Raw genomic sequence first — 12,385 nt, forward strand, 5'->3', positions numbered from 1 at the left:
AGGAGCGTACTTTTCGTGAAAATTTTATACATCTGTACTCACAACCGCTGTCGTAGCATTCTTTGTGAAGCCATTACCAACGGCAGTGATAGTCACAAGGGCAGTAGCAAGCTAGAGGCCAAGAGCGCTGGTAGTTCTCCTGTAGGTGAGGTACACCCTTTATCGTTAAAGTATCTCCGTGAACGCGGTTATAGCACTGATGGCCTAAAGAGCCAGTCATGGGATGAATTTGAAGATTACCAGGCAGATATTGTCGTGACAGTGTGTGACTCTGCCGCAGGCGAAGCCTGCCCCGTTTACTTTGGACAGTCACTCAAAGTGCATTGGGGACTGGAAGACCCATCTAAGCTAGAGGGCTCTGAAGAAGATAAAGCGGCCGCATTCAATAACACCATAGACATTATTGAAGGTCGTGTAGCCGCATTGGCACAAATTGCAGAGAAAGGGTTAAGCGGCGATGAACTCAAAGCGGCACTGGCCGACCTCGGAGCAAAGTAATGAGTGAAACACCGGTTCCTTCAACTAACTTAGATATGACCTTGATGCACAAACCAGAGATGGCTGACTTTGCCTCTCAGTTTTCTGAGAGCAAACCCAAAATCTTGTTGTTGTATGGGTCGCTTCGTGACCGTTCATATAGCCGTCTAGTGATTGAAGAATCAGCACGCCTTTTAGATTACTTTGGCGCTGAAGCGAAAATCTTCGATCCTCGTGGCCTTCCGCAACCGGATACAGAAGACGAAAACCACCCAAAAGTTAAAGAATTAAGAGAACTAATGATGTGGTCTGAAGGGCAAATCTGGTGCTCTCCAGAACGTCACGGCAGTATCACGGGAATCATGAAAAGTATCATTGATTGGGTGCCTCTAAGTTTGGGCGGCGTGCGTCCTACACAGGGAAAAACCCTTGCCCTTATGCAAGTGTGTGGCGGCTCTCAGTCATTTAATGCTGTTAATCAAATGCGAATTTTAGGCCGATGGATGCGTATGCTCACCATTCCTAACCAATCGTCGGTTGCCAAAGCATTTCTAGAATTTGATGACGATGGGCGAATGAAGCCATCACCCTACTACCACCGCATCGTAGATGTGGTCGAGGAGTTGGTTAAATTCACTCTGCTGACCCGTGACAACAAAGCTTTTCTTGTAGACCGCTACTCTGAGCGGGTGGAAAGTGCGGAAGAAGTCAGTAAACGCGTTAATCAGAAATCGCTTTAACAAGTTTAAAAGGATAAGAAAATGGGGTTCTTTGAACGTTACCTATCAGTATGGGTAGGTTTATGCATTATTGCAGGTGTGGCTTTAGGCAGCTTTTTTCCAAACGTGTTCGCCGGCATTGCAGCACTAGAATATGCGCATGTCAATCTCGTGGTGGCCGTACTCATTTGGTTAATGATTTACCCTATGATGATACAAATAGACTTCTCGTCTATTAAAGATGTCGGTAAAAAGCCGAAAGGCCTACTGCTTACATTGGTCATAAACTGGCTAATTAAACCCTTCACTATGGCGTTACTTGGCTGGTTATTCTTCAAGGGTATTTTTGCCGATTGGGTAGACCCCCAAACTGCGACGGAATACATTGCGGGGATGATTTTATTGGGCGTTGCACCTTGCACAGCCATGGTGTTTGTGTGGAGTCACCTGACTAAGGGCGATGCCAATTACACCCTTGTGCAGGTATCGATTAACGACTTAATCATGGTGGTGGCCTTTGCCCCTATTACCGGCTTGCTGCTGGGCGTAACCGATATTACGGTGCCATGGGACACCCTGCTTCTGTCGGTAGTATTGTATGTGGTTTTGCCCTTGGTGGCCGGCGTTATCACCCGTCAACGCATTGAGAAAAAGGGAAGTCAAGCCGTGTCGGCACTGATTGAGCGTTTCAAACCTTATTCCGTGCTTGGCTTGCTGGTTACCATTATCCTGTTGTTTGGATTTCAGGCTGAAACCATTTTGGCTCAACCACAAGATATTGTCTTAATTGCGATTCCTCTGCTTATACAAACCTACGGAATATTTGCTATTGCTTACTTTGCAGCAAAGCAACTCAAGCTGCCCCATAATGTGGCGGCGCCGGCGTGTATGATTGGTACTTCGAATTTCTTTGAGTTAGCGGTAGCCGTCGCCATTTCATTATTTGGTTTGCACAGTGGTGCTGCGTTAGCCACCGTAGTGGGTGTCCTTGTAGAAGTGCCTGTCATGCTATCTTTAGTATGGTTTGCAAATAGAACACGACACTGGTTCAACTAATACCTTCGTCCTAGTCAAAAAGGGCAATAAAAAAGGGCTAACGCAAGTTAGCCCTTTTTTTGTATTTAATGCTGGTCGTTATCCCCGTTAGCTAACCCACGAGGGTGCTAGGCAACAAAAAACCATATCGGGTGAGTAAATCTTCTAGCGGTTTGACTTGTAGCGGCTTACCGATAAAACCTAACGCGCCTAATTCCATCACACGTTTTTGCATAAAGGGCTGAATGTCGCCTGAAATGACGATGACGAAAGTTTCAATTTTTCTCGCTTTAATCTGCTCTAGCACTGCAATACCGTCTAATACTGGCATGGTTAAATCGAGTAAAACTAAATCTACCCGTTGATGGGCTAGCACCTCGAGTGCGTCCATACCATTTGAAGCTTCAAAAATATTTGCCGCTAACTCTGATGGTAAATTCCTACGGGCAATTTTTCTTGCTAACGCAGAATCGTCACAAATTAAAATGTTAAACCCCATGGGAGTACTCTTCTTTTATACCGGTAATTAATATAAACACCACTTGGCTATTCTGTAGAGTATATTAAACAAAAGTATAAAAAAATGCTTTCTGCGAATTTTTCTATCCCTTTTGTCTGGCGTTTACTGGTAATGTGCAAGAAATGCAGTCATTTAAAATAAAAATAACAGCGCTTATACACCTAAATTAAGGTTTCAATATGCAAGATTCACTGGTCGCTAAAAAAGTGGCTTACCTTATTTTGTCTCACTTCGATAAAAGCTATCGCTGGTTTACACGCATAACACGTGGAGCCCAAGAACGGTTTGAACAAGGGCAATGGCAAGAAACCCTTCACGCTTCAAAAGAACGCATCACTATATACGAACAAAGCTTATCAGATGCGGTTGCAGAGATTTACCACCTCATCGCCGTTCATAAAAAAGATGAGCAATTTTGGCAGGCGCTAAAAAAGGCTTTTGCCATACATCTTGAAGGCCACCCACAATTTGAGCTTGCAGAAACATTTTACAATTCAGTCATTGGGCGTTTGTTTAAACACCGCAAAATAGAAAACGCCATGATGTTTGTGCTGCCAAGTCGGTGCTTTTTACCAGGTCAAGACAGACATAAGGTGGTGCATAGCTTTGATACCACTACCACCGTGAATGAAATGTATACCTCTATTTTTAAAATTTACCGCTATAACATTCCATTTGAAGATTACCAAAGGGACATGGCGAATTTAGAGGCGGCGCTTAGACAACGGCTAACTACTGAGCAGCTGGCTTCGGTACATACCGTAGAAATACTAAAACCGACTTTTTTCCGAGGTAAGGCGGCCTATTTAATTGGGAAGATCTGCATGCCAGAGGAAAGCCTGCCTTTCGTTATTTCACTGCAGCGCAGTGATAAGCGCATGTTGTTCGTGGATGCCCTGTTAACAGACAGAAAAGACTTAAGCGTAATCTTTGGTTTTGCACGCAGTTATTTTATGGCCGACACTCAACACCCTGCGGAGGTCGCCGCTTTCCTTCAAGAATTGCTACCCAATAAGAAGCATTTCGAACTTTACATGGCCTTAGGCCATTATAAACATGGTAAGACCGTGTTCTATCGAAATTTCTTAGAGCATATGTCGTCCACCACCGATAAATTCGAAGCCGCGCCAGGAATACGCGGCTTGGTGATGATGGTTTTTCACCTTCCTTCCTATGGCGTCGTGTTTAAAATCATTAAAGATGAATTTGCAGAAAGTAAAAAAATCACCCGTGACCATGTGAAAGAATGCTACAAGCTAGTGAAAATGTCAGACCGCGTGGGGCGCATGGCCGATACTCATGAATACGTTAATTTTCGCTTCCCTTTAAACCGTATTGATCCAGCTTTAATTGAAGAATTGAAAGCCACCTGCGCATCGAGTTTAACCTTCACTGAAGACGAACTGATTATTAACCATCTCTACATTGAACGGAAAATGACGCCTTTAAATTTATATCTTCAGCAAGAAACCGATGAAGACAAAATAAAAAATGCGCTCAATGAGCTAGGCTTATGCATCAAGCAAATTGCCATGGCGAATATCTTCCCCGGTGACATGCTGCATAAAAATTTCGGCATCACCCGCCATGGCAGGGTGATCTTTTACGACTATGATGAAATTTGTTTAATGCATGAGCGCAATTTTAGAGACATACCAAAATCTGATGACCCCTACGCCCTTGATACGCTGTCAGTGGCACCCAATGATGTATTTCCAGAACAGTTTGAGCACTTTATTGTTGGAAAACGCAAGCTTAAAGACATTCTCAAGGCGTTGCATGGCGATTTGATGACTTCCGAATATTGGCGTGAGGTACAAAGAAAATGTGCTAAGGGCGACGTTCAACACTTCACGCCTTACAACGCTAACGTGCGCTTTACGCGTTGATTAGCCTAGGGGGGCAAAGTGATCGAATTGGGATGTTTGACCAGTATTAGTAGTAGATATATTTCCAACCTTATATACAAGAAGCTGCCATCATGAGAGTGTTACTAGTAGAAGATGATCCTAGAGTTTGCGCAGATATTGAAAAGGGATTGATCAGCGCGGGACATGAATGTGTGTCTGCCAATGACGGTAGTACAGGTTTAGCATTAGCGTTATCGACCAACGCCGATGTGATTATTTTAGATATTATGCTGCCATTGCTAGATGGATTTTCTGTTTTAGAGCAGCTTAGAAGCAAAAAAATAAACACCCCCGTTCTTTTACTAAGCGCGAAAAGTGAAGTGGACGACAAGGTGAAAGGGTTGCGTACAGGTGCCAATGATTACCTCACCAAACCTTTTGCATTTGAAGAGCTTTTGGCAAGAGCCGAAGGCTTAGGTGGTCGGGCACAAACGTCGCAAGACAAAACAACCATAAAGGTAGGCGATCTCACTCTCGACTTGGTTAACCGCAAAGTATTGCGCGGTGAAACTGAAATTGATTTGCAGTCGAAAGAGTTTCAATTGCTTGAATGTTTATTGCGGCACAAAGGAAAGGTGGTTACCCGTAGTATGTTGTTAGAACAAGTATGGAATTACCATTTCGACCCGCAAACGAATGTGATTGATGTACATATTAGTCGATTAAGACAGAAGGTAGATAAGGTGTTTAATGTACCGGTTATAGAAACCGTTCGCGGCACGGGCTACCGAATTTCGGATATGCTTGCGTGATTGCAATTGGTAACTTTACCCGAAGCTCTAGCTTTCGGGTGGGTGCCCTGCTTACGTCATTAGCCGTCGCAGCCATCATATTTATTGTTTACTTCTGGCGCATCGCCAGTAGCGATGTATTCCTTCGTGAAGCAAAAGCCGCGGTTAATGCTGAGGCGTACGCTTACGCCATGGTTTATGAATACCAAGGCGTAGAAGGCGTCGTTCGCGCCATGAGTGAACGAGGGCTTGCGCAGTGGTCTATCAGTGACGATACCATTGTCGCGTTGCAAGCATCTTCTGGTGAACTGTTAGGTGGCAATGTTACCTCTTGGCCGTACATTGAAAGCGTTCAAACCATGGGGAACGACGGGCAAGATGATACGCAAACAGCACTTATTACAGCCACGCCTATCATTAATGCCGCCAATCCCCCTCATTCATCGCCCTTACCCTTCACCCATAAGGTGCTATTTAAACGTATTCAACTTGGTGACAATCGCCTCTTTATTGGCCGTAATATTCATGATTTGTATAGCGCACAATGGTTAGGTAAAACCTTCAGTTGGGTAATTGTGGTGTTACTTAGCGTGCTTGGAATGATTAGCTTTGCTGTGGCTTCATACGTGGTTAAACGAATAAACCGCATGTCACAAACGGCAGATAACATCATCCGCACAGGCAGCTTACAAGAACGGCTCGAAATCGACAGCAACTGGGATGACTTGAGTCGGCTTTCCGTGGTGTTTAACCAAATGCTCGATACCATAGAAAACTCAGTGAACAACATAAAATCTGTGAGCGATAGTATTGCTCATGACTTGCGAACCCCTTTGGCGCGACTCAGAAATTCACTGCAAAAAATTGATGACCCCTCACTCAGAGATGACACCATTGCAGAAGCCGACAACTTACTGAATATGTTTAACAGTTTACTGCGTATTAGTGGTTTGGAGTCTGCCCGTAAGAAAGAAGGCTTTTGTATGGTTTCGTTGAAAGATATCACCGTGGACGTGATCGACTTGTATCACCCTTTTGCGGAGGAACACCACCTCAAGTTGATTGATCAGTTAACCGAAGTTTCCTTATTTGCCGACCCTAATCTGCTGTTTCAAGCCATTGCGAATGTACTCGATAACGCCGTAAAATACACGCCCTCAGGAGGCACGGTCACGGTACAGTTAACCTGCACGCCCTCACGTATTGCGTTATTAATTAATGATAATGGGCCGGGTGTGAAAGCGGATGATATCCCACACTTAGAACGGCGATTTTTCAGGGCGGATGACAGCCGTTCCACACAAGGAAATGGTCTGGGTCTTTCTCTTGTTTCAGCCATTGTAAGCATGCACGATGGCCATTTGTGGTTTATCCACGACCCTATGATGCAGGGTCATGGGCTGGGGGTCGTATTCAGCTTTCCCCGCTCTTCCGGTAGCTGAATAAGCGCTAAGGTTGCTTTTGCATAAAAATGGTCACTTCGGCCATCACCACGCCAAATTTTCTAATGTACGAGCGATTCATCATTGCGGTGTCGTCGAAGGCCCAGAACCAATCATCAAACGTGACTTCGTACTCGCTATCACCCACGGGCAAATCCATTTGGTAGTGGAAGTTAAACGCATTTCCAAAAGACGTCCCTAACGCTTCCCCTTTAATATCCCCTGCTCGGCCTGCATAGGTGCCATCACTTTGCTTTTCAATGACCCACGTGCGGCTAGAGGGCCCCTCGCCTACACCGTAAGTGAAGGTTTCATCTAATATGACGCCTGTGTTTGTGCGCTTACCCTCAATATCAACAATAAAGCGCTGCACCACTTCGCCAGAACGATTTTGTACAATGCCCCATGCAGTAACTTTACCGTCGAAAAAGCGTTCTAAATTAAACACTGGACGAATGTCTTCATAGTCGGCTCCGTCCACCGACACACTGCAACCACTCAACACACCCGCGCAAACAAGAATACCTGCGCCCAACATTATGATTATTTTATTCATATTAACCTCAATTATTGTTATTCAATAAGGCGTGTCTAAACTCAGGCTCTGAGGTTTTTTCTCCTAGCCAGATGTTAAAAAAGTGCCTGGTAAAATCTTCATCTTCAATGGTGCCGACTAGGCGGCCATTAAAATAAAAAGCCGAGTGTCTACTTTCTGTTGCTACCCCCGTCAAGGTGTCACCCTCGTCCACATCTGGAAAAATATCGTCCATTTGTGACATCCATTCATTGAGTTTTTCCTCATCACTAATGCCCTGTTGCCGCATTTCATCAATAGAGCGCTGAGCAATTTTTTTGCCCTTTAAATTGCGGACATAATCCAATTTAAGGGCGAAAGGTTTGTTGGGTGTCCACTTGCCTTCAGGCGCAAATAAAGTGGCGGTATAAACATCCCAGAAATAGTAAGTAAAGCGTTGAGAGCCCACGATTTCAGCTTGGGGCACGGCATTTGTTACCGTGGCGGGCACGTCTTCACGGGCGTTAACGCTCGGTACATGCAGCCAATTAAAGACCAACATTGTGCTTACCCAAACAGTTACCTGAAGTTTTTTCATGTCATGAGTCTCTTGTAATTTTGTCTTTTTTACGTGTATTGGTTTGATAGTTTGTTCTTACACCCAACCTAGTTATACTTCTCGCTGTAGCACATTGATCATTTTCAGCACGTGGAGACCATCATCATTTTGTCCGCTTTTCAGCCCCAATTGCCCTCCCCCCTTATCCCCTTTACCCCGCCTTGGGAAGGTGCTTCAAACGTCACTATGATGGTTAAACGCGATGACGCTATACACCCTGTGGTTTCTGGCAATAAGTGGCGAAAACTAAAATACACGATTGAAAATCTCCCACCTACGGTTGAAAGCATTGTGAGTTTCGGCGGAGGTTTTTCCAATCACCTGCATGCTCTCGGCTTTGTCTGTCATACGTTAGGCCTACCTTTTCATGCCATCGTCAGAGGCAACTATGAAGGGAATGAGTCGCCCATGTTAAATGACTTACTACACTGGCACGCAAACCTGCACTATGTGAATAAGGACACCTACCAAAAACGTCATGAAAAAAGGTATTTAGCCCAGTTGAATGCACAATTTCCTAACTGTCTTATTGTGCCTGAAGGCGGAAGTCAATCTGATGCGCTGTTTGGTCTATCGGAACTCATTGATGAAATAGACCATCCCTTCGATACCATTATCGCCCCTGTTGCTAGTGGCGCCACACTCGCAGGAATCGTCAAGGGACTTGCCCCTACTCAACACGCGCTGGGGATTGGTGTATTAAAAGGCGAAGGGTATTTGGAGTCTTTGGTGTCACAGTTTTTAGACCATGAAATGAATTGGCGCATTACCCATGACTTTCATTGCGGAGGCTACGCAAAGCAACCCCGGTATCTCAAGACATTTTGTGCGCAATTCAATACGAGTATGCCCTTTGCCATTGAGCCTGTTTATTCTGGCAAAGTGTTTTATGCGCTACAACAGTTATTACGGGAAGGGGCCTTTAGGAAGGGGGAGCGCATTGTGATTTTGCACACAGGAGGCTTGCAAGGCGCCCGACCCAAAGGCAACTGATCTTCTCCGCCTCTGCATTCGTTTAACCTAATATCAAGACTATTGATTAATATTTAAACGAATCATAACAGGGTATGATTATTTTGACGTTTATTGAAACGTCCTACTGTCAAAAAGGAGACAAATATGATTGAAGGGCCTGTCACACTGCCAACGCCACTAACCATATTAGTCTCTCGCGCGTTAAACTTGTGCGAGTTAATCTTGTTAAACAACCAAGCCTTCTATCCGTTTGCCGCCATCTACGAAAATGGCAAGGTAGGCTGCTTATTCACTGACGAAAACGAAGAGCGTACGAATGAAAGCCAACTGATAGAGCAATTGCAATGGCGAATTATCGACACCACCACAGATTCCAATAGCTATAGCATACTGGTTTACGCAGCCACCGTTCAAACGCGGAAGAACAAATCGATGGATGCTATCGCCATCAATACCGCCAGCCCAAACGATGAAGAAGGTTTGCTTCTTTACCCGTATTATCGTGTAGGCGAAAAGATCGTTATATCTCCCCCTATCAGCACAAAATCCGAATAAACCACCTCCGCAACCCAAGAGTTGGTTTTTGTTGTTATCACGATTAAAATTTTTATCTCTACCATTGCTGTCTTTGCTTGCCAATTTGGTTCGGTCTGCTAGCATTCAGCGCAAATTCATTACGCTTAATTAGGGAAACATTATTATGTCTCGCGTTCTCATTATTGGTGCTGGCGGTGTCGCCTCTGTTACTGTCAAAAAATGCGCCCGCTTACCTGCGCATTTCGACGAAATTTACTTAGCCAGCCGCACGGTATCTAAGTGTGAAGCTTTACAGAAAGAAGTGGGTGAAGATCGCGTAAAAGGCGTATTTGCGCTTGATGCTGACAATGCAAAAGAAGTGGAAGCGCTCATCAATGATGTTAAGCCTGACCTCGTTATCAATTTGGCATTGCCTTATCAAGACCTTCCCATTATGGATGCCTGTCTCGCCACTGGCACAGACTACCTTGATACCGCCAATTACGAACCCAAAGACGAAGCTAAATTTGAATACTCTTGGCAATGGGCGTATCAGGATAAGTTTAAAGACGCTGGTATTATGGCGCTGTTAGGCAGTGGCTTCGATCCTGGTGTGACGAACGTTTATACCGCGTATGCTGCAAAACATTATTTTGACGAAGTGCACTACCTTGATATTGTGGATTGCAACGGTGGTGATCACGGTCAGGCCTTTGCCACTAACTTCAACCCAGAAATCAACATCCGTGAAATTACCCAACGTGGTCGTTTTTGGGAAAATGGTGAATGGAAGGAAACCGACCCGCTCAGCGTTAGAGAAGATTTGGACTATCAAAATATCGGCGTACGTGCGTCTTATTTAATGTTCCATGAAGAGCTGGAATCTTTGGTGAAACATTTCCCAACATTGAAACGCGCGCGTTTTTGGATGACATTTGGTGATGCTTACCTAACACACCTTCGCGTGCTAGAAGGCGTAGGTATGACCAGCATCGAGCCGGTTGAATTTCAGGGCCAAAAAATCGTTCCTCTTGAATTCCTAAAAGCTGTGTTGCCTAACCCAGGCTCACTTGCTGAAGGTTACACAGGAATGACATGTATAGGCACCTACATTACCGGTATTAAAGACGGTAAAGAGAAAACCATCTTCATTTATAACAACTGCGATCATGCGAAGTGCAATGATGAAGTAGGTGCACAAGCGGTATCTTACACCACAGGTGTGCCTGCCATGATTGGAGCGGCGCTTATGCTCAATGGTACATGGAAGCAGCCAGGCGTTTGGAACATGGAGCAATTCGATCCAGACCCGTTCATGGAAATGCTTAACGAACATGGCTTGCCATGGCACGTCATTGAATGTGAAGAAAGCCCATTTAAAAAATAGGGTCACGCTTTAGTGGAGCAACCTAAGTTGACAGATTTAACAAATCGAACAGATATTCCTTCTCCTTGCTATGTTCTAGAAGAAGCCAAACTTATCAAGAATTTAACCTTGATGAAACGCGTCCAAGACGAATCTGGCGCGCGCATTATTTTAGCGCTCAAAGGGTTCTCTATGTGGTCGTGCTTCGACATTATCAAAGACTATTTGCAAGGCGCTACCGCAAGCTCGGTATGGGAAGCTAAGTTGGCCGCAGAAATGGGCAAAGAAGTTCATGCTTATTCACCCGCCTATAAAAAGGCAGATGCCGAAGCGTTAGCGGGGTTGGTTCATCATTTGTCGTTTAATAGTTTGTCTCAGTGGCAGCAGCATAAAGAGACGCTTGCGAATGTTTCTTTGGGTTTACGTATTAACCCGGAACATCAGGAAGCTGACACCCCTCTTTACGATCCAGCAGCGCCAGGTTCACGCTTAGGTATCCGCGCCATAGAGCTTGAGGGTGAAGACCTTTCGGAAATTGAAGGCTTTCACTGCCACAACTTGTGTGAGTGTGATTCTTTCGCCACCGAACGAACATTGCGAGCCATTGAGGCTCGCTTTGGCAAGTGGTTGCCCGAACTAAAGTGGCTAAACCTGGGTGGCGGGCATCTAATGACCAGTGAAGACTACGATGTTGTCCACCTCATTAACACCCTCAAAGACTTTAAGCAGCGTTACCCTAATTTGGATGTTATTTTAGAGCCGGGCTCCGCTGTGGCCTGGCAAACTGGCCCGCTTATTTCAGAAGTGGTAGATGTGGTGAACAATGATGGCGATATCGCTATTTTAGATATTTCTGCCACTGCCCATATGCCTGATGTGTTGGAAATGCCGTATCGGCCTACCGTGTTGCACGGAAGTTTTCCTGGCGAAAAAGCCTACGACGTCAAGTTAGGGGGTAACTCGTGTTTAGCTGGAGACGTCATCGATAGTTATTCTTTTGATGCGCCATTAAAACCCGGTCAGCGTGTTCAATTTGAAGACATGATGCACTACACCATGGTAAAAACCACTTTTTTCAATGGCGTAGAGCACCCAGCGATTGGCATATTGCGCGCTAATGGCGAGTTTGAGCTGGTAAGAGAATTCGATTATAGCGACTTCAAAGGTCGTTTATCGTAAATCATTAAACACCATGCTACTCATCTTGTGATGTGTAGCATGGTGCTAACAACGCTAAATAACGCCACGGCCGCTAACTGCTCCCTCACTGCCCACTTGGCCTTCGGCAATCACCGTATCATCCAGATAGAGTTTAAAGGCCGTTTTATTCGGGGCCGTTATATTGTATTTGAACCCGTATATTTCTTCTTCTCGCAAACGAACCGTGGTTTCTTTAGACGGAGAAATAAGATCGTATACACCTGTATCTGCAGTTTGGCTGAACACATCGACCAACCAATTGCCTTGGGCTATCTCAATTTTCAATATACTGTCTTTCATTGGTCTTCTCCTTTTTGCTGGCAAAGAAACTGATCATTACGATCCTAGTACCTTTGCCAAC

General features: G+C 44.9%; 14 protein-coding genes. 10 read left to right on the top strand and 4 right to left on the bottom strand.

Translation table 11 applies throughout. The annotated features are described in order from the left end of the window. The first annotated feature begins 15 nt into the window (after window positions 1-15). Genes EP13_RS14450 through arsB form a run of 3 tightly spaced genes read left to right on the top strand, consistent with a single transcriptional unit; the run spans window position 16 to window position 2,252 of the window. Window positions 16-498, top strand: a complete 483-nt coding sequence (locus EP13_RS14450; RefSeq protein ID WP_044057905.1) for an arsenate reductase ArsC — start codon at window positions 16-18, stop codon at window positions 496-498. Next, complete coding sequence (gene arsH / locus EP13_RS14455) at window positions 498-1,217, top strand: arsenical resistance protein ArsH (protein WP_044057906.1); 720 nt, start codon at window positions 498-500, stop codon at window positions 1,215-1,217. Before EP13_RS14450 ends, arsH begins: the two co-directional genes overlap by 1 nt. Window positions 1,218-1,238: 21 nt before the next feature. Beyond that, on the top strand, window positions 1,239-2,252 hold the full coding sequence (gene arsB, locus EP13_RS14460; protein ID WP_044057907.1) for an ACR3 family arsenite efflux transporter: 1,014 nt from the start codon (window positions 1,239-1,241) through the stop codon (window positions 2,250-2,252). A gap of 91 nt (window positions 2,253-2,343) precedes the next feature. On the opposite strand, the gene EP13_RS14465 is transcribed toward arsB, so the two are convergent. Further along, complete coding sequence (locus tag EP13_RS14465; RefSeq protein ID WP_044057908.1) at window positions 2,344-2,730, bottom strand: response regulator; 387 nt, start codon at window positions 2,728-2,730, stop codon at window positions 2,344-2,346. Between the two features lie 200 nt (window positions 2,731-2,930). Between EP13_RS14465 and aceK the strand changes: the two genes are divergently transcribed. The 3 genes from aceK (at window position 2,931) to EP13_RS14480 (ending at window position 6,834) form a co-directional block, all read left to right on the top strand. After that, on the top strand, window positions 2,931-4,640 hold the full coding sequence (aceK, locus tag EP13_RS14470) for a bifunctional isocitrate dehydrogenase kinase/phosphatase (protein WP_044057909.1): 1,710 nt from the start codon (window positions 2,931-2,933) through the stop codon (window positions 4,638-4,640). A 92-nt stretch (window positions 4,641-4,732) separates the two neighbouring features. Beyond that, window positions 4,733-5,413 (top strand): response regulator transcription factor, encoded by a 681-nt coding sequence (locus EP13_RS14475; protein WP_044057910.1) that lies wholly within the window; start codon window positions 4,733-4,735, stop codon window positions 5,411-5,413. Further along, window positions 5,410-6,834 carry a sensor histidine kinase gene (locus EP13_RS14480; protein WP_044057911.1) on the top strand — a complete coding sequence of 475 codons (1,425 nt, stop codon included), beginning with the start codon at window positions 5,410-5,412 and terminating at the stop codon, window positions 6,832-6,834. Before EP13_RS14475 ends, EP13_RS14480 begins: the two co-directional genes overlap by 4 nt. Window positions 6,835-6,841: 7 nt before the next feature. Here the strand turns inward: EP13_RS14480 and EP13_RS14485 are convergent, their stop codons facing one another. After that, window positions 6,842-7,390, bottom strand: a complete 549-nt coding sequence (locus EP13_RS14485) for a DUF3833 domain-containing protein (protein ID WP_044057912.1) — start codon at window positions 7,388-7,390, stop codon at window positions 6,842-6,844. Window positions 7,391-7,397: 7 nt separating this feature from the next. Beyond that, entirely contained in the window at window positions 7,398-7,946 is a 549-nt protein-coding gene (locus EP13_RS14490) for a chalcone isomerase family protein (RefSeq protein WP_231497875.1), read from the bottom strand. 120 nt (window positions 7,947-8,066) lie between these two features. Here EP13_RS14490 and EP13_RS14495 point away from each other — a divergent pair, with 120 nt between their 5' ends. The 4 genes from EP13_RS14495 (at window position 8,067) to nspC (ending at window position 12,003) form a co-directional block, all read left to right on the top strand. Continuing rightward, window positions 8,067-8,960: a 1-aminocyclopropane-1-carboxylate deaminase/D-cysteine desulfhydrase gene (locus tag EP13_RS14495; protein WP_044059024.1), complete on the top strand. Its 894-nt coding sequence runs from the start codon at window positions 8,067-8,069 to the stop codon at window positions 8,958-8,960. 126 nt (window positions 8,961-9,086) lie between these two features. Continuing rightward, a complete protein-coding gene (locus EP13_RS14500; RefSeq protein WP_044057913.1) occupies window positions 9,087-9,497 on the top strand; it encodes a hypothetical protein in 411 nt (136 codons plus the stop codon). 145 nt (window positions 9,498-9,642) lie between these two features. Continuing rightward, window positions 9,643-10,845, top strand: a complete 1,203-nt coding sequence (locus EP13_RS14505; RefSeq protein ID WP_044057914.1) for a saccharopine dehydrogenase family protein — start codon at window positions 9,643-9,645, stop codon at window positions 10,843-10,845. 27 nt (window positions 10,846-10,872) lie between these two features. Then, window positions 10,873-12,003 (top strand): carboxynorspermidine decarboxylase, encoded by a 1,131-nt coding sequence (gene nspC, locus EP13_RS14510; RefSeq protein WP_044059025.1) that lies wholly within the window; start codon window positions 10,873-10,875, stop codon window positions 12,001-12,003. Window positions 12,004-12,057: 54 nt separating this feature from the next. Here nspC and EP13_RS14515 read toward each other — a convergent pair whose 3' ends face one another. Further along, window positions 12,058-12,324: a hypothetical protein gene (locus EP13_RS14515; RefSeq protein ID WP_044057915.1), complete on the bottom strand. Its 267-nt coding sequence runs from the start codon at window positions 12,322-12,324 to the stop codon at window positions 12,058-12,060. Between the last annotated feature and the right edge of the window lie 61 nt (window positions 12,325-12,385).

Source organism: Alteromonas australica (genome assembly GCF_000730385.1).
Taxonomy (GTDB): domain Bacteria; phylum Pseudomonadota; class Gammaproteobacteria; order Enterobacterales; family Alteromonadaceae; genus Alteromonas; species Alteromonas australica.

Excerpts from the sequence above, each read along its gene's own strand:
- EP13_RS14475 (WP_044057910.1), top strand. The coding sequence starts at position 4,733 with ATGAGAGTGTTACTAGTAGAAGATGATCCTAGAGTTTGCGCAGATATT.
- EP13_RS14515 (WP_044057915.1), bottom strand. The coding sequence starts at position 12,324 with ATGAAAGACAGTATATTGAAAATTGAGATAGCCCAAGGCAATTGGTTG.
- EP13_RS14505 (WP_044057914.1), top strand. The coding sequence starts at position 9,643 with ATGTCTCGCGTTCTCATTATTGGTGCTGGCGGTGTCGCCTCTGTTACT.
- arsH (WP_044057906.1), top strand. The coding sequence starts at position 498 with ATGAGTGAAACACCGGTTCCTTCAACTAACTTAGATATGACCTTGATG.
- EP13_RS14500 (WP_044057913.1), top strand. The coding sequence starts at position 9,087 with ATGATTGAAGGGCCTGTCACACTGCCAACGCCACTAACCATATTAGTC.
- EP13_RS14485 (WP_044057912.1), bottom strand. The coding sequence starts at position 7,390 with ATGAATAAAATAATCATAATGTTGGGCGCAGGTATTCTTGTTTGCGCG.
- aceK (WP_044057909.1), top strand. The coding sequence starts at position 2,931 with ATGCAAGATTCACTGGTCGCTAAAAAAGTGGCTTACCTTATTTTGTCT.
- arsB (WP_044057907.1), top strand. The coding sequence starts at position 1,239 with ATGGGGTTCTTTGAACGTTACCTATCAGTATGGGTAGGTTTATGCATT.
- EP13_RS14490 (WP_231497875.1), bottom strand. The coding sequence starts at position 7,946 with ATGAAAAAACTTCAGGTAACTGTTTGGGTAAGCACAATGTTGGTCTTT.
- EP13_RS14465 (WP_044057908.1), bottom strand. The coding sequence starts at position 2,730 with ATGGGGTTTAACATTTTAATTTGTGACGATTCTGCGTTAGCAAGAAAA.